We start from the raw sequence: 20,719 nt of genomic DNA on the forward strand, positions 1-20,719 counted from the left end.
ATGGACGCCTTTGACCTGGCTGAACAGCAGCTCGATCAGCACGCCGTCCAGTTTCTTCAGAAGCTGGGCGAAGGCACGTACTACACGCGCGACGGCACGCGCATCCAGTCCAATCCCAGCGGCGCTACGGCCGTCATCGAGTTGCCCGACGAGCAGCCTCCGCCACCGCTGCCGGTGCACGCGCGTCCGCAGCTTCGCATCACCAGCGGACCCGAGGGCATCAGCTACCAGCAGGGCGGCGACGCCTTCGAGCAGGCCGAGGCGCGCCTGGCCACCCAGCAGGCGATGCAGCGCGGCGAGAACCTCGTGCCGTATCTGCAGCGCCAAACTCAGGCCGGCGTCTCCGACGTGTCCCTGCAGCCGCAGATCGACGCCTGGAACGCCTACGTGAAGGCCGCCGAACCGCGCACCACCGTCGGGGCGCAGTCGATCGACTATCCGACCTGGCTGCGGCTGCGGCGAAACTTCCAGCTCAACTACCCCACCAGCCCGCTGCCCGCGCAGCTCCAGGTATTTCACACCGGCGGCGGGGAGTTCATCGACGACAAGGACCGGGTCTGGCAGGCGCCCAGCGCCGCGGAGCTGTTCACCGCGCTGGAGCAGAGCACTGACCGGCCGCTGCTGCACGACCCGGAGCTGATCGCCGAAGCCCGGCGCCGCTGGGCAGCCGCCGGCGGCAAGGGCGCGCCGCCGGAAGTGTTGCAGGGCACGATCGAGCAACGCACCGCCGCGGCGGCGAAGGCAGCGGTGCAGGCCGCGCGCGTGCGCTACGGACCGGCGACGGACCGGATGAGCGACGAGGAGGTGCTGAAGTTCGATGCCGACCAGCAGGAGAAGCAGGCGGCGCAGTTGATCGTAAACACCACCCGCGCGCTGTACCCGGGGATGGCCAAGGCCAGCGACGAGCAGATCCTGCAGATGGCCCGCCAGCACCCGCGCGCCATCGAGGAGGCGATCGCCCGCGCGGTGCTCCCCAAGGCGATGCAGGATGCCCGGGACCGCATCGCCAGGCGCAGCCTCGCCGGCGGCCCGCTCGCAGAGGACAGCGCCGCCGGCGTGAACCAGAGCAGCGACGAGCAGCTCCTGAAAAAGGGCCGCGTGGCTCTGATCGCAGAGCAGACGCAGGCGGCGATGAAGCAGCATCCGCTCGCCGGCTACCTCATCGGAGCGTTCGGGAAGTGGGCACACGCGGCCAACCTGGGGCTGCCCGGGCTGGTAGCCAGGCTGGGTGGGGAAGCCAACGCTGAGCGCTACGAGGCGTTCCAGCAGACCTACAGCGCGCAATACCCGTACACGACGCTGGCCGCCGCAGTTGCCGGCTACATGACTCCAGGCTCCCCCGCCTACTTTTTGCAGCGCGGGCTGGGCAAGGCGATTGGTCAGCCGATCCGCGAAGGCGTCGCCGCCACGACGACCGCCCGCTCAGGGGCCGGCGCCCTGAAGGCTGCGACCACCGAGGCGGCCGCCGGCACGATGGCCAAGGCGCCGTTGCTGGCCCGCGCCGCTGCTCAATCGATCGCCGCGGGCGTGGAGATGCCCTTCTACGCGGCGGCCGAGTCGATCATCGAGGGCAAGCCAAGCCAGGCGCTACAGGCCCTGGATGTCGGACAGGATCAGACCCGGCAGCTCATCGCCGGCGGGATGATCGCTGCGCCGATCATGGCCGAGGCCACGCGGCTGGTCATGGCCGGCACGCGCGCCGTCGTGCGCGAGTGGCAGTACACGCAGCGCGTCAACGCCGACGCCCGCGCCCACTTCAAGGACCTGGGCATCGAGCTGACTCCTGAAGGCAAGGCGGCGCTGTCGCGCGTCGCCCGGATGCACGAGCACATCAACGAGGGACTGGACCCGATCCGCGCCGCCTCCGAGGCCAGGGTCACTCTCAAGGATCTGAGCTTCGCGCGCGACCTGCAGGCCAGGCTCCGCGCCGCGCGTGAATCGATCAAAAGCGCGCCAGCGGGACAGGCCAGGGCGGCGAAGACCGCCGGCGCTCAGACGCAGCCCAAGGCAGCGGGCGTCGCCTCCGGCCCGCAATACCAGCCACCTCGGCCCGGCAGAGAGCTGCTGGGGCCGCGCGACGCGATGGTGATGCGTCACCTGCACCTGATCGACCAGTACGCGCCCCGCCAGCCCGACGGCACGCGCAAGTTCACGATGCCCTTCTACGACGAGGCCCTGAAGAAACAGAGCGAGCTGCGGAAGGCGATCGAGGCGCTGAGCGACGAGACGGTGCCCACCGATGACCCGGTGATCCTGCAGCGCCGCAAGCTGCTGGCGCTGGCGCGGCAGATCGACCGGCGCTATGCCCAGGAAAAGGCCGACCTTGAAGCCCGTCGCGGCAAGCTCCCGCCGGTACAAGGCGTCGAGGGCCGCGCCGTGCCGGCGCCGCCTGCGAAGCTGGGACAACCCAACTGGCGTCCGTCGCTGCGCTCGATGAGCGCCGCCAAGGCCCGCGCCCGCAGCAAGGGCATCGTCACCGAGGGCGTGCAGCTCAGCGCCACGCAGCAGATCGCGGTCAACCAGATCGTGGACGTGGGCAAGCCGGACGCGGCCAACGTTCAGCTCTGGGTCGCGAAACTGCGCCCCGGCGAGAGCAGCCAGGCTGACGCGGTCCCGCCGATCGTCGTGCGCAAGCTGGCCAGCGGCGGATACCAGGTTCTGGACGGCGCCGACCAGCTCGCCGCGGCGCGACTCCACGACTTCACGCAGGTGCCGGTGATTGTCGCGCACGGCGCGGCCGCGCCCCCGCCGACAACCAGACAGCTCGGCCCGCGCCGAGCGACGGGCCAGGCCCCGCGGGCACTGATCGCTCAGGACAAGGCCGCGCAGAAGTCGGCGCTGATGGCGGCTGCCAGGCCGGGCGAGATCATCCACGGCACCGATGCCCGCAATCTGCCATTCATCGCGCGCCAGGGCGTACAGCCGTCGGCGCTGAGCGAGCTGATCGACGCCGAGCTCGTGCCCGAGGGCGGCTTCGCCGGCGGCCAGATACCCAGCACGGCCGCCGGGTACGCGGTGGGCCGAGCCAGGGAGATCCCGGTCCTGCTCGTGTTCAAGCCGCACACCAACCGCGGCACTCCCGATCGCGCGTTGTCGGCCCGCCACGTGGCGGCGACCTCACCCGGCAAAAGCTACCTGGCGGCCCAGGACATCGAGGCGGTGATCTTCCCGGACGGCCGGCGGCTGCCGCTGGATCGCGCCATCGAGCACTACCAGGCGCTCAAGGAGCAGCTCGGCGTGAACCTGCCCGAAAGGGCACAAGCCCCCGCAGCGCCGAAGCGAGTCGCACAGCAGACGACTCAACGCCCATCCGCAGGCGACGAAGCACCGGAAGCCGCACGTGGCGAATTGCAGCCGGGCCACCAGGCGCCGGCGAAGTGGGACTTCGTGGACACGTTCCCTCAGCCGATCGAGACGGATCCGGCCAGGCTCGCTGAGTTGGGATTTAACCCCGGTGAGGATGGCAAGATCAGCGGCGACGAGCTGGCGGCCGTGCACGAGCTGCTCGCCAATCGCATCGAGGAGCTGGGCGTCGATCCTGCCGGGGCGAACAACCTGGCCGAGTGGGAAGAGGCGCGCGCAGCGATCGAGGCTGCTCTGAGCGATTACCGCGAGGTGTTCGGTGAAGAAGCGTTCCGCGCGTACATCCGGATGCAGATGGGCGAGCGGCCGGAGCAGTTCCCGGATGAGGCCGAAGCCGAGCGCGAATTGGAGGAAAACGCGCGCGACCTGTTCGACGCCATCATGGACGCAGGCGGCCCCTCGAAGATCGACAGGCTGTTGCGGACCGAGCGGGCCGAGCTGCTGGAGGCCGTGCTCAAACTGCCCGAAGCGCACAGCGTTCGCACGTACGTCGAGGCCGAGCTGCGGCGGCGGGAAGTTGAAGGCAAGAACGCTGGCGGTGAGACTGCGCCGCCGAAAGGAGGTAAGCGCCGTGGCAAGCAGCAAAAGCAAGGGCGGGAGCAAGAAGCCCCGCAAGGCGACGACCAGGGGCAAGCCGAAGGCGGGGTACTGAGACCCACGCCCGGGCCGGCCGCTCCATCCGAACCGGGCGAAGCGGCAGGCCCGCCCGCGCCCAAAGGGGAGCAGCCCGTCGAACAACCCGCGCCGCCCGCGATGACGATCGGCCGGCCAACGATGATCCAAACGACCGGCTCGCCGGTTGCCGCGCACTACGCGGTCATCGAGGCCGCCGACTTGGTCCCCAGCCATCAGGTCGGCACGCTCAAGCCCGATCCGCGATATCCGCCGAACGTCCAGGAACGCGACTACCAGCACGACAAGGAAGAGCGGGCGAAGATCGACCGCCAGGTGTTGCAGTTCAATCCTGACTTTGTCCTGACCGACAACCCCGACCCGGTGAATGGCCCGCCGATGGTGCTGCGATCGGGGCTGGTCATGGGGGGCAACAGCCGCGCGATCACGCTCCAGGAGGTCTACGCCGGTCGCGGCGCCGCAGCGGCCCTGCGTGCAGCGACGGTCCAGGCGGGCGAGAAGTTCGGCATTGCGCGCGAGGCGATCGAGAAGCTCAAGCAGCCGCTGATCGTCCGCGTCATTGACGAAAACGTGACGACGGCGTCGCGGATGCGTCAGCTCGTGCGCGACCTGCAGAAAGGGCGGACGCAGGAGCTGAACCCGGCGATGGACGCCGCGGCCCGGGCGCGCATCCTCCTGGACAATCCCGACACCCTGGACCTGCTTCAGCAGATCCTGGGCGACGACGACTCGGTGCGTGAGGTCCTGGCCCAGCCGGCCAAGGTCTCGCAGATCCGCAATTGGCTGGTGAGCAGCGGCGTGCTGAGCAAGCAGGAGCACAGCCGCTTCACCGACACCGAGACGGGGATGCTCAACGAGGAGGGCAAGCGACTGATCGAGCGAACGCTTCAGGCCGTCGTCGTCGGCAACCCCGACAAGATCGCCAACCTGCCGCATCCGCTGCAAAACAAGCTGGTGGGCAACCTCTTTGCTCTGGTCTACCCCAAGACCAAGGGCCAGGGTTGGGACCTGGGCAGGCCCCTGCAACTCGCGATCGACGGCTACTACCGCTGGGCCGCCGCGGGCAAGCCACCGATCGACGACTGGCTCAGGGGCGAGGCCGGGGATGGGCAGACGCTGATGAACCCAGACACGCTGGCCACAGCCGCCGGCGACACCCGCGCACGGTGGATGCTGCGAAGGCTCGTCACCGACAACACGGTGGGATGGCGTCAGCGGATGCGGGCGTACCTGTCGTTTGCCCGCGCCGCCGACCCTGAGCAGCAACGACTGTTCGCCGGCGACAAGGGAGTGCAACCCTCTGATGCGTTCTACGAGGCGTTCGAGATCGATGCGCCCCGAGACATCTCGGGCAAGCCCGTCGGCGAGGGCAACATCGAAAAGCGTGGCGGCGGGCTGTTCGCTGGCGGCGCCGAGCAGCACCTGCACAACCTGGATGCGCTTCGCGAGCTGCTGAGCTGGCCCGAGCTGATGAGTCCGCGGCTGCGCGGCGTGCTGGGCCTGCCGCGACGCCTGCGCGTCGGCGGCATCGCGATGATGAGCACTGCCGGCGGCGGCAAGCCGGTGAGTCCTGCCGAGCTGCTCAAAGACCCGGCAACCGCCGAACACCTTGCCCGCATCGCCACGTTCCACCTTGAAGTTCACACCGAGGCCGGCGACAAGATGCTGGCTCGATGGGCTGCCGACGTACGCTCGGATCTGGGCGGCATCCTCCGCGACCTGGGATACGCGGTCGATGATGCCGGCTGGACCGAGCTGCTTCGGCAGCTCTGGTCGAACCTCTCGGCCGACGCGGACGTGAAGGCAGTGCTCGGGACGCTTCCCGAGTTTGACCAAGGGACGGTGACTCATGCTCAGCGCCGAGCAGCTCAACGCGGCACTCCAGCCTCTGGTCGGGGCAATGCCGCCGGCGGGGCTGGACAGTCTGGGGGAGAGCTGGGGGGAGATACTGGATCTGGATCCGGACAGCCTGGTACCGGCGTGGTTCCCGGTGAAGGACCAGAGCCGCTTCCACCAGAGCCTGCGTCAGACGCTGGCGTTCCAGAGTGGGTCGGACCCGGACAGGCTCAACAGTATCTCGACGCCCTCGGCAGCGAGCGCGTTAGCCCTTATGTTCCATTGGCGCCGTGGCGGCGTGGACATCACCACCCGCGACTTCTCGTCGAATCCAAGGCTCTGGCCGGCATCGAGCGCGGAGACTTCGCCGGGTACGAGCCGGACGGACGAGCCGTCGTCAACCTGAGCGACCCGCAGCGCGACCAGGTCCTGCAGATCGGCTATCGCATCAACATCGACAATGCCGGCGCCCTGATCGCCGACGACGTGGGCGTGGGCAAGAGCCGTATCATCGGCGGGGTCATCGCCGACCAGGTCTACCGCGGCCTGCAGAACCTGGGCGGCAAGCAGCGGATTCTGGTCCTGACCAAGAACCGCCAGAACATCTCGGACCTGGTTGCCACCTTCACGCGCGAGATGGTCGATACCTTCACGCCGCTGATGCGCGACAACGGATTGCAGATCCACAATGCCCTGGACCTGCAGCCGGACGCCGTCGCTGCCCTGGGCGCGGGCGCCGCGCCGGTGGTCGTGTTGGCCGACGCCTTCAACCTGGTGAAGTACGCCGAGGCGCTACAACAGCTCAACCCGGATCTGGTGATCGTCGATGAGGCGCATCTTTTCTCCAATCTGGAAGGGGATACCGCGCGGGCCAACACCCTCCAGGCTTTGCATGAGCACCTGATGCCCAACGACCGCGCGCACTTTGTGTACCTGACCGCCACGCCCGCCAGCGACATCGCGGCGTTGAAGTTCATGTACGGGCTGAAACTGTGGCATCCGCCCAAGCTGGCCGAGCAGGACCCGGATCTGAAAACCTTCGACCAGTGGCTGCAAGACGCCACGGGAGTGACCAGGGCCGGCTCATGGCGCCAGTCGCTGGCCACGCCGATCATCGAGCAGCTCATGCGCGAACTGAAGATGGACAACGCTTATGCGTCGCTGGATTTCTGGCGAGGCGGCTTCGAGTTCGAGATGCGCCAGGCCAAAGTCAGCCCCGAGCTGCTGGAAGCCTACGACGCCGCGGCCGACGTGCTGCGTGAGGCGATCCAGGCGTACGCCAAGTACCGGCCGCAGGTGAACCATCCGAAGTGGCCCAACGCCAAGGGAACGCTCAGCGCTCCGCCGCGCCCGGACGGACAGGCGATCTTCTTCATGAAGCGGCTGCTGGTGCAGTTCCGCATGGCCGCCGCAGTCGAAGAAGCCAAAGCATCCCTCGCCCGCGGCGAGCAGGTTGTTTTCAAGGTCCTGGGCGTGAGCGACACGTACCTCAGCGGTGGCACAGGCAATCTCAGTGCTGTGCTGGATGCCATTCCCACCCAGCGCGCGCGTAAGAACAATCGCGGGGAGATCCAGGCGTGGGAACCCATTCCCGGCGCCGCCGAAACCGTGGCTGAGCTGCGCGCCCGGGCTGCCACGATCCTCCAGGCTGGCAAGGTTGAGTCGCCCTTGGCGCAACTGCTCAATGAGTTCGGGCAGTCCAACGTCGCGGCCATTGTCGGCGATACTCCGCCAGCGGAGCGCGTGAGCCAGAACGCCGAGTTTCAGAGCGGCAAGCGCCGCGTGGCGGTCATCAGTCAGGCGGGCACGACCGGCATCAACTTGCAGGACCTGGGTGGCGGTCGCCGCCACATGATCTTTCTGGATCTGGACTGGGACGCCAAGGAGTTCAAACAGTCCCTGGGCCGCATCGATCGGGCCAACCAGCTCAGCAGTCCCAGGGCCAGCACGATCTACACGCCCATCGCCGGCGAGCGGAAGTTCCAGGCCACGATCGCCACGCGCCTGCGCAGTCTGGGGGCGATCTCCAAGGGGCAGGAGGACGCCGGAGCCGAACAGGAGGCGCTCAACGACTTCGACATGGAGACCAGCACCTGGCATCGCGCGATCAATGAGACAGTGCGGTCTCTGCCGGACGATAAACGCAGACGGCTGCTTCATGCCGTCAAGCTGCAACAAAACGATGAGCTGAGCTGGCGCGACTTCCAGAACGATCTGATGTTCCTGCCTGTGGCCGAGGGCAACGGGATCTTCGAGCAGGCGTTTGAGCGGTGGAAGCAGCTCGAAGAGCTGGAGGTGCAGCGCACGGGCGGGCGCGTCGCGCGGCGCAATCGCGGGATGATCCGCCAGACCGTCCAGCTCGACGAGTCGATCGACAGCCCGCTGGCGATCCACGCCGTCGAGTCGGTGACCGGCGAGAGCTACGGCATCCTCCAGGGCAAGCTGCTTACCCGTCCTGAATCGGCGATCGCCCTGCACGTCATCCAGGACGCCATCTACGGCAAGGGCGGAAGCCAGACGCTGCGCAACCACTACGTCACGATGCAGCAAGGCGAGCGGGTCGTCACCGGTTTGTACGTTCCGCGCGGCAAGATCGAGGCCGTCAAAGCGCTGTTCGGCAAGGCCTCGCAGCGTGAGCTTTTCGCGGGCCGCAAGCCCGACGAGCCGGCGCCCCATCTGCCCGAGGCGATGATCGACCAGCTCCCGCCGGTACTGAGCATTCACGCCACGCCGGTGAGTGTGCCGCCGGCGGTGCAGGCGCAAAAGCATCGGCCGCTTCCGGCAGGGGTATCACGCCAGGATATCGTCAACCACGTCGTTCGCCGGCTGAAGTTGGCCGTGGCCAAGGGCAAACAGGCACGCTTCCGCGCCCGCCGTGGGGGCCGCGTTCTCGGCTACTACTGGAACCGGCTGATTCGCCTGCACGTGGCCAACGACATCGCGGTGACCGCGCACGAGGTCGGGCACGCGATCGACGACGCGCTCACCGGCCTGACCCCGCCAACGACCTTCGACGCCGAGCTGCTGCCGTTGGGCAAGAACACCAGCCGCAGGAGCTACACCAAGTTGCAGGTGCGGCGCGAGGGCGTCGCCGAGTTCTTCCGGCTCTACATGTACGACCCGCAGACCGCGATGCAGCAGGCGCCGATGTACGGCCAGTGGTTCGAGGCCGAGCTGCTGCGGCACCCTGAGCTGTGGGAGGCGGTCAAGGATCTTCAGCAGCTCTACGCCGAGTACCTGGCGCAGGATCCTGTCGCCAAGCTGGAGTCGCAGATCGACTGGCGGGACGAGGGGCCGACGCAGCGAAGCCCGATCCGCGAAGGCACGCTCGACTACCTCTACCGTCACCTGTTCGACGACCGCCGCCCGCTGGACGCGCTGCGCCGCGAGCTGGGCATTGGCGGCGATGGCCCCCTGCCCGACCGCGCCTCTCAGGACGCGTACGTGCTGAGCCGGCTGCTGCCGGGCGTGCGCAAGAAGGTCTACGGGTGGGTGAAGTTTGGCGTGCGGAGCCGATCCGGTCGCAAGCTGGCCGACGGCCTGGAGCCGATCTTGAAGAAGAACGGCATCACCGGCCGCAGGCTGCGCCAGTTCGAAGCGTACCTGGTGGCGCGCCGCGCCGACGAGCTGTACCGCCAGGAGGCCGCCGGCCAGCGCACGCTGGCCAACGTGATCGACGCCGAGGGCGGCAAGCTGGGCGTCAGCCATGAGCAGGCCCTGGCGACGATCAGGAAGTACGACTCTCCAGCCTTTCGCGCCGCCGCGGACGGATGGTATGCCTGGAATCGCGCCGTGTTCCGGTACCTGGGGCGGACGGGCTTCTTCGACCCGGCAGCCCTGGCACAGATCCGGCACATGAATCAGAACTGGGTGCGATTTGATCGCGTGCTGGACGAGACGGCCATGCACGCTGCCGGCAACCGGTCGCTGGTGGACAAGGGCCGGCAGTTCTTCAGGATCAAAGGCAGCGGTCGGCGCATCCGCAGGCCGATCGCGGCGTCGATCGCCAACATCCTGCGTATCGTCGAAGCCGTCGATGCCAACGATGCGGCTCTGGCTGCCTTGCGGATGATTCAGCAGGGCAAGGACTACCGCTGGGCGGATCGGATCAGCCGGCCGATCGCACCGACGACCGGCCAGCTCGAAGAGATCAAAAAGGCGCTGATCGCCGCCGGCGTGGACCCGGCCGACATGCAGCCCGGACCCGGCGGCGCCGATCCCAAGATCGACCTGAGCACGATGTTCACCATCTTCCGCCCCGTGCGGCATAACCCGCGGGACATGGAGGTCGCGCTGCGGGTTCGCGGAAAGATCCACGTCTGGCAGATCCACGTGCCGGCGCTCTACGACGCATTGACCCTCAAGGCCGGGAACCCGACAACCAACATCCTGATCCGGCTGATGATCGCGGCCAAGAACATCAAGCGCTGGGGCTTTACCAGTTTGCCCGATTTCCTGTCCAGCAACATCCAGCGCGACCAGCTCACGGCGTTCGTGCAGAGCCGCTACGGCTTCAAGCCGGGGATCGATTTTGCGCTGGGTCTGATGCACATCCTCTCCGGCGACAAGACGTACCAGCTCTTCCTGCAGTCCGGCGCTGGCAGCGCCACCTACACCGAGATGGCGCGCGACACGCTGCAGCGGATGATCGACGACATGGGCCGCTCGAAGGTTGAGATGTTTCTGCGCAAGACGCTGCTGCCCAGCCGCTGGATTGACCTGGTGAACGCCAACAGCGTGATTCTGGAAGAGGCCACGCGGGTCGGCGAGTTCGCGCGGGCGCTGGCGGCCGAGGGGGTGAACGAGGAAGGACTGGTGCGCGCCGGCCTTGCGGCGCGCGACGTGACGGTGGACTTTTTCCGCGGCGGGCAGTGGGTCCGGGAGAAGGCCGCGACGCGCGCCTTTCTCAACGCAGCCTTCCAGGGGCCGGACTACATGACGCGGCACCTGCTGGGGCGCGGCGGACAGAAGGGCAGGAAGAAATGGGCCGCGCTGAACGTGCTGCTGAAGGTGCTCGGAGCGATCACGCTGCCCAGCCTGGTGCTGCATTACCTGAGCCGGCAGAACCCCGATTACCAGGAGCGGCGCCGCGAACGGGAGCTGTACTGGCTCATACCGATCGGGAACCCGCTGACCACGACCAGGTGGTTCAGGATCAGAAAGCCGCACGAGTTGGGGATGATCTTCGGCAGCCTGGGCGAGAGCCTGGTGGAGTGGATGATCGCCAACGACCCGCGAGAACTGAAGCGATGGATTCCCGACCGCACCACGGGTATGGACCTGCTGATGGGCCTGATGGACGACCTGTTCCTGCCGCTGCTGGAAGTGACGATGAACTACGACTACTTCCGCGGGCGGCCGATCGTGCCCGAGGCGATAAAGGAGCTTGAACCGCAGCTTCAGTACACGCGCTGGACCTCGGAGACCAGCAAGCTGGCGGGGCACTACCTGAACCTCTCGCCGGCGATGCTGGACCACCTGATTTACGGCTATTTCGGCACTGCGGGCCGCACGGTCGTTGGCTTCATCGACGATGCGGTGACGCGACGGCTGATGGGCACGATCAAGGCGCCGCCGCCGGCGATGGATCCCGAGCAGCACGTGCCAGGGCTGCGCGTGTTCTTCTCGCGCGACCTGGACCCCAACGGCGCCGACTCGGTCGCCGAGTTCTACTCGAAGTACGACCGCCTCCAGACCGTGCTGCGGTCACTGCGCGCGTTCAGGGACGAGCAGCAGCGCGAGCGCTACCGCGTGGCCAACCAGCAGATCCTGGCGCAGCGGGCCGCGCTGGAGTCGGCACACCAGACCATGAAGGAAATGCGCAACGCGATGATCGCGATCTTCGACGACGCGCAGCTCGATCCCCAGACCAAGCGGCAGCGCCTGCGACAACTGGCGATCGAAATGATAAACGTGGCCCGCGCCGTGAACGGCCGCACGCCATACAACCCGCCCGATCAGCAAAGGAGTCAATGATGGCCAATCCCAAACAGCGAGCGCAGATGACGCCCCAGGAGCGGGGCTTCCAGCCGATCAGGCCGATCGATCCGCAGCGGCCGGCGGATGACGTGACCGCGGCCCAGCACCGGATGAGCGCCCCGGCCCTGGACAGGGCCCAGGCGGCGCTGTGCAGGAAGCTGGGGATCGTCGCGGCGGAGCTGCTGTGGGCACGCCGCCGGTACGCCACGCTCCGCGCACAGGACCTGGCGCTGCTCAGGCACAAGCTCGAACGGGGCGAGCTGGTCGAGCACCTGACCGCCACCGGCCGCTCCGCAATGCTCATGGCCCACCGTCTCACCCGCGCCGCCGTGAAGGCCGATGAAGTGGAGCAGCAGGTGGTGGCGCGATGGATCAACACCGGCGAGGACGCGCCCGATCGCATGTCGCCGGTCGAGGAAGAGGCCTTTGCCCAGAAGCTGGCGGAGTGGGAGACGAGCGACGTGGGCAGGCTGTTTGTCGTCAGCGCTGCAATCCCCGAATCGCCCGCCGCCGCGCAGCAGGGGCAGTAGAGGGGCGAGATTCGTGAACGACATCGAGCGCGACACGCTGACGGCCTCAGGCCGAGTGCTGGGGTTCTGTTTCATCCTGGCATGGATCGCCGGGTTGTTCAGCGCTCTGGCCAAGAAGCTGCGGTTGCGCGATGCTCTGATTGCCGCCGGCGTTTCGGGTGTCGGCGGCGCCGTCGTCGGTGCGATCTGCGTGGCGCTGTGGGGCGCTGATCGGTGGTACTGGACCTGCGCCGTCTGTGGTCTGGCCGGATGGGCTGGCGGGAACCTGATCCTCGATCGCCTCACGTTCGTCGCCTGGACGATCGCCAAGGGCAAGGTGCCCACCATCGGCGAAGGTTTCTCCAACCGCGATCTGCTGCGGTTGGAGCCTCAAACACCACCCGAATCAAAGGAGGTGGCGCGTGACCAGACACCCGCGCCCTCAGCATCCCCCGGCGTTGATCCTCTGCAGGATCTTGATGTGCCTTTTGGCGGCGATGGTGATCGTCGGCTGTGACGGCTGCAACGCCAGCGCCAAGCTCGACACCAGGGCACGAGAGTTGAAGAAGCAGTCCCTGGAGCCGCGGCTCCGAAGGCTGGCCAGCGAAGATCCTTCGACGGCCGAGCAGGTCAAGGCCGCGCTCGACGGCTGGAACAGCGGCCCGGAGCGCTCCGTGTACGATCAGGTCCAGCCGCTCATCGAGAAGTACAAGGCCCGTCATCCCGAAGAGGCCGACTCGATCGACCGCGTGATGCGCAACTGGAAGGACCGGCTCGACGAGTTCGACGCCGCCCGGGCCGGCGCCGGCTGAGCCCGGCCGCAGGCACATTCGCACTTCGTTCAGTTTCCCCGTGATTTCGGATTCGTTGCCACCGAGCAAAGGAGGTCCTCGTGACTGATACGAACGATATCGACACGCCCCTGCCCGATCCGGTGCAGGATGCCACAGACGCCGCCGCGGCGATCAAGGCCAAGGCCCAGAGAGTGTGGGAGGAGCTGCGCGGCTTCTCGTCGAGCTACGTGCTGCAACTCCAGCACGCCGCCGGCGCGGCGTATAAGGAGTTGCTGGTGCGGCTGAAGGACGCCAAGCTCACGCCACAGCAGGCCGAGGACGCGCAGTGGGCGACCAACAAGCTCCTGGCGGTCGGCGTGCTGTCCGTGGGCGCCGATCCCGAAACGCTCAAGCGGCTGGAACAGGACCGCAAAGACGCCCTCTCGGTCCTGGCTGACATCGCGGCGATCAAGGCGCTCAACGGCGAGCAGCTCGTCAAGGCCATGTTCGGCAGGGCGCTGTGGATCGCTCACCAGTTCGTCCTCGATGGCGCAACCGCGGTTGTCGGCCTGCTGTTCACCGCGGTCTAGCGCACTTCCCGTGGCATCGTGTTCTGCACAGGCACGCCCGGGCTTCACGCAAGGGCGTGCTCTTTTTTGGCCGATCAACAGGGACATGAGCAGCACACTGATCGACCCACGCTACGCTGAGAAGGTTGTCTCCAAGTTCCAGCCGGCGATCGACAACGTCGTCGCGATCGCGCGCGAGCGTGCCAAGGAACTGGCCCTGAGCTACTTCACCACTGCGACCGACGAGCAGAAGCCCGCGGTACAGCAGCTCGTGCATCAGCAGCTCGACCGCGCGTCGCACTGGGAGAGGATCAGGTCGATGATCCTGGCCGACCCGGCGCTGGACACGAACTTCCTGGCTTCGCTGAACCAGCAGGCCCAGCAGCATCCCGCCCAGGGCGCGTGATTGACGCAAGACTCTCTACCACGGTATGGTTCATCCAGTGCATCACTGGAGGACCCATTGATGGCCCGAACAGCCTCGAGGCAGCACACCAAAGATCCCAACGGGGCGAAGAAAGCCGTTGTGTACGTCAAGCCCGGCATGGAGTCGGATTTCCTGCTGAAGATGCAACAACCGATCAGGACCAACGCAGTCCGTGCCATGCACGCGATCTACGGTGAGAAGCCCAAGCCCTCCGAGGGCCAGTGGCTAGGCTACCTGATCGCCCTGGGCACGTTGCAGGCACTTAAGCAGGCCGGCGTCGGCGCCAAAGGACCGCGCGAACGGCCGATTACGGCAAAGCGGTGAGGCGTCTTGTCCCTGAACCGCCGGGACTTGAAGCATTGTCTCCCCTCCTGATGCCTCACCGCCTCCTTCCCCATGCACGCGCCAGACCCGTGCACGGACCCGGACGCGCAGCCGCGCGTCCGGGTTTGCTTTGCATCTGGCCTATACCGCGGTTAAGATTGCCGCCATGCCAGCAGCCCGGCGAAAACGGGAATCGCCGACGTATGTGAAGCCCGGGATTGAGCGGGAAATGCAACTTCGCGTTGATCGCCCGATCCGCGCGGACCTGGAGCACGTGCACAGGCTGATCTCCCGCCAGCTCCAAGACCCGCCGAGCCTCGGTGCATTCATCGCCGTGGCCGCCAGCATCGGCGCCGACGACCTGGCTGCGGAGTTGAAGCTGGGTCCGGCGCTGAAACTGAACCGCGACTTGGCACAGGAGCTGGCGGCCCGGATGCAAAGACCCCTCAAGCAGGAGCTGCTCCATCGCTACCAGGCGGCGTACCGCGGTCTGCCCCCGGCGTCTTTCGGCGAATACCTCGTCCACGTCGCCGCCTGCGGGGCGGAGTTGATTCGCGACTTCTATGTGATCAAGAGCCGATGATCTTTACGGTGGTATAGACTCCGCAGTCGGAATGTGGTAGATATTCTTTCCCGCCAGCAGGAAGTGGAGAGACAGTGGAAGCCCGCGGATCAGTTCTTCCAGCACAGCAGCGCGGCTGCGATTGCCGTCGCGAACAGGCTCACGATCGCCACGCGCGTCCAGTTCACACGGCGCAGCGTCGGAACCGTGGTCGGCTCGCGCGCCACGCCCAGCACGATCAGACCGACGACCAGCGCCATTCCGGCCCAGCGAAGCGGCGCCGGCAGATCCACGCCCTGCTGTACGGCGCTGCCGAGAAGGATGATCGCGGCGATGGCGCTGATCCGCAGCAGCGGCTTTGCGACATTCTCGTGGTCCACGCGCACGTCGTTGCATCGGGATCGCCCAGTCCCGACTTGAGGCTACGCCTGTTATCGGAGGTTGAAATTGCCCAGCTTACCGGCGCAAGGACCGGTGGGGGCGCTGCTAGCCGCCTACCGCACAAGCGTTTAGGGCGAAGCATTGCAATATTTAGTCAATCGGGAGTGGCGATTGCCTCGCCCGTCCATGAACTCTTGGCTGGCCCATCTCCTGGTGGTGTTGCGAACCAACGGACCAATGCCCGCATCCGCCAGCCGCTTTCCGTACCGAGTGCCCGGAGTCTCGGTTTTCAAGCGCAGGACGCGCAGCGCCGCCGGCGACCCGTGGATGCTCAGCTTCAAAGACCCGATCACCGGCAAACACCGGACCGTCGTCGCATCGGCCGACATGGAGGTGACGGCCCGACAAGCCCGAGAGATCAGCCGGCGGATCGACATGAAGCGCCTGGGGCAGCTCGACACCAAGTCAGAGAAGATGGCCGCGCACGAGAAGGCGCCGTTGCTGGGCCGCTGGGAGAACGGTCAGTACCTGGCGGGCCACTTGGACGACTACAGGGCGTGGATGATCGCGATCGGCCGAACACCCAAGCAGGCGAATGAGGTCTACAGCCGGGCCAGGAAGATGATTCGACTCTGCAGGTTCAAGACGATCGTTGATGTGGCGGCCGAGACGCTGCGGCTGGCGGTTGCTCAGTTCCTGCGGCAGAAGCGCGATCTGTCGTTCAAAACCTGCAACGACTACATCAAGGCGCCGGCCCAGCTTTGCCGCTGGATGTGCCGGCCGACGATCGGGCGCGCCCGGTTCAACCCGCTGGCCGACATCGAGTTGTACAACGCCGCAGTGGACTGTCCGCGGCACCCGCGGCGCGCGTTGACGCGCCAGCAGTTCGAGCTCGTGCTGGCGACGACGCGGCAGAGCGGCCCGTACCACGGCACGGGAATGAGCGGCGAGGATCGCGCGCTGTACTACCTGGTGAAGATGCACACCGGGTTTCGCAACGAAGAGATCGCCAGCCTCACGCCTGAGAGCTTCGAGCTGGACGGGCACGCGCCAGCGATCGTCGTCGAGGCGGCCTACTCGAAGCACCGGCGCAAGGACGTACAGCCGATCCTGCCCGAGCTGGCCGAGCAGCTTCGAGCGTGGCTGGTGGGCAAGCCCAGGGGACAGCGCGTGTTCGAGGTTGATGACAAGCCGTATCTGATGTGGCGAGCCGACCTGGAGGCCGCCGGCATCGCCTACTGCGAGCAGGGCCGCTTCGCCGACCTCTACGCACTGAGGCACACCTTCGCGACAGAACTGGGCCGCTCCGGCGCATCGATCAAGACGGTCCAGCAGCTCATGCGGCACTCGGATGTGCGCCTGACCGCCAGGTACATGCACGCCACGCGCCACGATCAGGTTCAGGCGCTTCGCGTGTTGCCGCTCCCGGCAACCCCACAGGCCGCGGCGGCGACCGGCACGCACGGGGTCGCGCAGCACGGCGCTCAGCAAACCGCCGCGCCCCGTGGGGGGCAGGCTAGGGCCGAGGGGGCTGTCAAAAAAACGCAAGCTGCGGAAGCTGTAGGACTTATCGGTGAAGGGGAAAACGCACCTTGCAGGACTCGAACCTGCAACCTTCGGTTCCGTAGACCGACGCTCTATCCAATTGAGCTAAAGGTGCTCGCGGCCCGCCGTGCGGGTGCTGGCGGGCCGGTGCATATTTATAGCCTCCTGGGGCCTTCAGGGCAAACATGGCTCAGTAGCGGTAAATGGCGGCCACGCCGGTGTCGGTGGGCATGGCGTTGCTGGGCATCACCACGACTTGGCCATGGGCGCGGAGCACCATTTCGCCCAGGTCGTCCAGCATGTCGTCGGTTGGTCCGCCCGGGCTGGTTGGCTGGATCATGCCGCTGTATCGGGCCAGGTGTGCGGGGATCCGCTTGTCGGCGTCGATCAGCAGCGTGCCGATGCGGCCATAGCTGGCGGCCTCGGCCACCTGAAGCGGCTCATCGGAGCCTTTCTGATGGGCCTTGGCGGTACGGAAGTCGTCGGCAAGCTTTTCGAGCCGTCGCTGGTAGATGGGTTGCAGGATTTTCCAGGCTTCCTGGTGAATGCGCTCCGTCGGCTGGGAGCGCGGCGCCCACATGATCGTCTGGTCCAGCAGGTAGGGGTTTTTCGCGTGCTGCCGGAAACCGGCATTCGTCTTTTCGTCGGCACACAGGATCAGCGGCAGGCCCGACAGCCGCGAATAATGCTCCCAGATCGCCCGATCCACCGCGTGGTAGAAGATCTCCTCGGAGGCCGGCTCGACCGGCGCGGTGCCCTCGCTGGCCTGCTTGGGTGCCTGCAACAGGTCAATGGCTGAGGTGCCGTCATGCGAGAGGGTCATGCCGGCGACCTCCCACACATCGTGTGGCACGTATCGAAGGCTCAGCTTTTCCAGCTTCCAGGGGTTCCCCTCGAACATCTGCACGTTCTTCAGCTCCAGGCACAGAACATGGAAGCGGTCGGCCTTTTGCAGGATCCGCAGCAGCGGCTTGATATGGAAAGTGTCGGCGACGGCCACGTGCGGCTTGACCGTCTCCAGCAGATCGATCACGCGCACAAAGTCGGGAGAAACAAACACGGCGATGGCGTCGCGGTTGCCGACCCAGAATTCCGGCGAAGGTGCGATCGACTCCAGCTTCTGGATCATCTGCCGCACCGTGCGGATGTCGTAACGCTTGAGCATCTGCTCTTCGGCTTTGTCCAGCAGATCGCGATAGAGGATCGGGTTCTGGTCTGCCGGCGGGGCGGCACGGTGAAGCGGGACATAGACCGAAACACACGGAGGTTGATGTTCGGCCAGAAGATCGGTGAACCACCTGATGTCGATCTCGTGTTTGAGCTGATTATTGATGTCATTTTTCACGGGTCGATCTCCTGTGGTACATGGCGCCGCGGCGGTTTTGATCGCCACGTTCGCATGAATCCTCCCCCGGACGCCGGCAACAGCCGCGCCAGCCGGCGGTTCCATGTTCATCTGTGATCGTTTGGGCGTCAACGTCGAGATTGATCGGGATGGCCCGGACGATTGGCCATGCGGCGGTGCGCTGCGGCAAGTCGAGCTGCCTGTGCGAGGTAGATCACCTCAGCGGCTGGACCGCACCGGCCAGGTCTCAGGATCGTCGGCGTTATACACGTATCCGACGCCGGGAAAATCGGTGTTCGGGGACAACACTCGCAGGTGCTGGTGATCCATCTGTCGGATGACGCGTTTGAGGGCATCGGCAAAATGGGGCAGGGGAACGGGTGGCTCTGCCGGATGCATCCGGAGTCGCTCCAGCACCCGCCGCCCGAACGTCAGCAATGGCACCGGGCCGCGCGCCTCGGACACAATCCCCAGTCCGATTTGTGAGAGCAATTCCAGCACCTGCTGTTGCTGCTGTGGCGACAGTTGCCAGGCCGCCGTCGCCGGCGGCGCGTCGTCGCGAAAAAACAAACGCATCATCCGACGCATGAGCTGGATCCTCGATACGGCCCGATTGCTGTTACGAAAGTCCATGGATTATACCCGGCGGCGTTGCGAGCGCGACATTCGACGCATCCTGTAGTGGATCCCCGGCCACACGCCTGTGACACCGCCTTTTCGGGGCATCTCACGCAACACGGCACATCTTTCAGAGCTCAGGGAACGCCCCGCGGGGCCCGCGTCATGGATTCTCCTGGAGTCGGCGGCGCAGGCATGACACAATGCAAACGCACTGGCGAAAGCAGCGGCACGTTCTTTGACATCTGAATCCGATCCCACCGCCGACACGTTCCGCGGGGTGGTGACGACCTATGACCTGGGCTACCGTGCGCCGGAGCCGCTGAGCGAGCTCGGGCGCCAGGGCCTGTATCCCGACGAGGAGTTCGGGCTGGTGTACAACCGGGCGTGGATGCTGCATACGGGGATGGGGAGGTTTGTGCAGAGGGATCCATCGGAGTACCGGGACAGCACTAGCATGACAGCGCTAGATTAGCTCAAGCCGGGAGCGGCTGCGAGTCGATGACGATTCTGGTCCAACACCGGAGTCGTGCGATGAATGCGGAACAACTCGCTTCTCTGCAGCCAGCGTTGTCGGCATGGGTTCAGTCGTTTCGCCCCTGCTTCAAGCGTGCGGTGACCTTCGATTACTTCCAGAGTTATCTGCTGGGATTGATGGCGGACCTGCGACGCAAGAGCGTGGAGCCGATCGCGCTGGCGTGCGGGGTGGCGGTGCGGACGCTGCAGGAGTTCTTGTCCCTGTTCGCCTGGGATCATGCGCGACTGGAGAAGATGCTGATCCATCGCGTGGCCGACCGTTGTCCGCAGGGCGGAATCGGAGTGATCGACGCCACCGGCCATCCCAAGCAGGGAGACAAGACGCCTGGGGTGCAGCGGCAATACTGCGGGGAATCGGGCAAGATCGAGAACTGCGTGGTTGCCCAGCATCTGCTGTTCACCGACAACGATGCCAAAAACCCCTTCTCGTGCGTGCTGGCCAGCGACCTGTATCTGCCGCAGGACTGGGCGGCGGACCGCGACCGCTGTGAGGAGGCGGGCATTCCGGCGGAGTTGGTCTGCCGTGCGAAGTGGAAGATCGCCCTGGAGCAGGTGAAGCAGGCGCTGGCCGGCGGGGTGAAGCTCAACTGGGTGGTCTTCGATGAAGAGTACGGCATGGTGCCGGCGTTCTGGTTCGGGCTGGACGAGATGGGCCAGGCGGCGGTGGGCGAAGTGCCCGCCAGCTTCCGCGCCTGGGTCAAACGTCCGGCGTGCCGCAGCGGCGGGTACGCTTCTCACGCGGCGCGGCGGGTGGACAACCTGAGCACGCACAGCCCGGCGTTCACGAGCCAGCCCTGGAAGCGGTGCAAGGTGAAGGACACCACACGCGGGACACTGATCTGGGAATACAAGGCAACCCGAGTCCATCTGAGCGACTCCTCGCACGCCAACCACAACCTCAGCGTTCCCACCGACCGGATGTACTGGCTGATCGTGATGCGACAGCCGAAGACCGGTGAGATCAAATACGTGATCAGCAATGCCGGCGAAGGCGCCAGCGTCGAGAAATTGATCCGCGTGCTGCTGTCACGCTGGCATGTGGAAAAGTGGTTCGAGCGTGCCAAGCAGGAGGCGGGACTGGGCGCCTTCGAGGTCAGAACCTATGTGAGTCTGATACGACACTGGCTGTGCGTGCGATTGGCGATGTGCTTCCTGTCGGAACAGACGACCCGGCTGCGGGGGGAAAAATGTGCTCATCACCTTCGAGCAGGTTTGCGAGGCTGTCTCGACCCTCGCGGCGAAGCTCTGGCAGCGCGACTGGAGGTCCTGGTCCCAGCTGATGCAGCGATGTGCCTATCACCAACGGCGTAACGAGGCA

13 protein-coding genes, 1 tRNA gene and 1 pseudogene are annotated in these 20,719 nt (G+C 66.2%); 11 read left to right on the forward strand and 4 right to left on the reverse strand.

Features of this window, described 5'->3' with window-relative positions; all coding sequences use genetic code 11:
• The 8 genes from ACQS5P_RS12355 to ACQS5P_RS12390 all read left to right on the forward strand — a co-directional run bounded on the left by ACQS5P_RS12355 (position 1) and on the right by ACQS5P_RS12390 (position 14,996).
• The gene (locus ACQS5P_RS12355; RefSeq protein ID WP_428936922.1) at positions 1–11,808 is read left to right on the forward strand and encodes an LPD38 domain-containing protein; all 11,808 of its coding nucleotides are present in this window, start codon (positions 1–3) and stop codon (positions 11,806–11,808) included.
• Entirely contained in the window at positions 11,808–12,341 is a 534-nt protein-coding gene (locus ACQS5P_RS12360) for a hypothetical protein (RefSeq protein ID WP_428936923.1), read from the forward strand. Before ACQS5P_RS12355 ends, ACQS5P_RS12360 begins: the two co-directional genes overlap by 1 nt.
• A 13-nt stretch (positions 12,342–12,354) precedes the next feature.
• A complete protein-coding gene (locus tag ACQS5P_RS12365; protein ID WP_428936924.1) occupies positions 12,355–12,837 on the forward strand; it encodes a hypothetical protein in 483 nt (160 codons plus the stop codon).
• Positions 12,818–13,132, forward strand: a complete 315-nt coding sequence (locus ACQS5P_RS12370; RefSeq protein ID WP_428936925.1) for a hypothetical protein — start codon at positions 12,818–12,820, stop codon at positions 13,130–13,132. Before ACQS5P_RS12365 ends, ACQS5P_RS12370 begins: the two co-directional genes overlap by 20 nt.
• Positions 13,133–13,212: 80 nt before the next feature.
• Entirely contained in the window at positions 13,213–13,683 is a 471-nt protein-coding gene (locus ACQS5P_RS12375) for a hypothetical protein (protein ID WP_428936926.1), read from the forward strand.
• An 85-nt stretch (positions 13,684–13,768) separates the two neighbouring features.
• Positions 13,769–14,068: a hypothetical protein gene (locus ACQS5P_RS12380; protein WP_428936927.1), complete on the forward strand. Its 300-nt coding sequence runs from the start codon at positions 13,769–13,771 to the stop codon at positions 14,066–14,068.
• Between the two features lie 60 nt (positions 14,069–14,128).
• Positions 14,129–14,413 carry a hypothetical protein gene (locus ACQS5P_RS12385; protein ID WP_428936928.1) on the forward strand — a complete coding sequence of 95 codons (285 nt, stop codon included), beginning with the start codon at positions 14,129–14,131 and terminating at the stop codon, positions 14,411–14,413.
• A 229-nt stretch (positions 14,414–14,642) separates the two neighbouring features.
• Positions 14,643–14,996 carry a hypothetical protein gene (locus tag ACQS5P_RS12390; RefSeq protein ID WP_428936929.1) on the forward strand — a complete coding sequence of 118 codons (354 nt, stop codon included), beginning with the start codon at positions 14,643–14,645 and terminating at the stop codon, positions 14,994–14,996.
• Between the two features lie 89 nt (positions 14,997–15,085).
• Here the strand turns inward: ACQS5P_RS12390 and ACQS5P_RS12395 are convergent, their stop codons facing one another.
• The gene (locus tag ACQS5P_RS12395; RefSeq protein WP_428936930.1) at positions 15,086–15,355 is read right to left on the reverse strand and encodes a hypothetical protein; all 270 of its coding nucleotides are present in this window, start codon (positions 15,353–15,355) and stop codon (positions 15,086–15,088) included.
• A gap of 979 nt (positions 15,356–16,334) precedes the next feature.
• Between ACQS5P_RS12395 and ACQS5P_RS12400 the strand changes: the two are divergent.
• Positions 16,335–16,682, forward strand: a pseudogene (locus ACQS5P_RS12400) (hypothetical protein); the annotation flags it as partial.
• A gap of 260 nt (positions 16,683–16,942) precedes the next feature.
• Here ACQS5P_RS12400 and ACQS5P_RS12405 read toward each other — a convergent pair.
• From ACQS5P_RS12405 to ACQS5P_RS12415, 3 genes are all read right to left on the reverse strand, one after another.
• A tRNA-Arg gene (locus tag ACQS5P_RS12405) sits at positions 16,943–17,016 on the reverse strand.
• A 75-nt stretch (positions 17,017–17,091) separates the two neighbouring features.
• A complete protein-coding gene (locus ACQS5P_RS12410) occupies positions 17,092–18,246 on the reverse strand; it encodes a hypothetical protein (protein WP_428936931.1) in 1,155 nt (384 codons plus the stop codon).
• A 219-nt stretch (positions 18,247–18,465) separates the two neighbouring features.
• The gene (locus ACQS5P_RS12415) at positions 18,466–18,834 is read right to left on the reverse strand and encodes a hypothetical protein (RefSeq protein ID WP_428936932.1); all 369 of its coding nucleotides are present in this window, start codon (positions 18,832–18,834) and stop codon (positions 18,466–18,468) included.
• A gap of 268 nt (positions 18,835–19,102) precedes the next feature.
• On the opposite strand from ACQS5P_RS12415, the gene ACQS5P_RS12420 reads away from it, so the two are divergent.
• Both ACQS5P_RS12420 and ACQS5P_RS12425 read left to right on the forward strand, forming a co-directional pair.
• Positions 19,103–19,339, forward strand: coding sequence for a hypothetical protein (locus ACQS5P_RS12420; RefSeq protein WP_428936933.1), 237 nt, complete (start codon positions 19,103–19,105; stop codon positions 19,337–19,339).
• A gap of 59 nt (positions 19,340–19,398) precedes the next feature.
• Positions 19,399–20,712 carry an IS701 family transposase gene (locus ACQS5P_RS12425; protein ID WP_428936934.1) on the forward strand — a complete coding sequence of 438 codons (1,314 nt, stop codon included), beginning with the start codon at positions 19,399–19,401 and terminating at the stop codon, positions 20,710–20,712.
• Positions 20,713–20,719 lie beyond the last annotated feature (7 nt).

Source organism: Fontivita pretiosa (genome assembly GCF_050410795.1).
Taxonomy (GTDB): Bacteria; Planctomycetota; Phycisphaerae; order Tepidisphaerales; family Tepidisphaeraceae; genus Fontivita; species Fontivita pretiosa.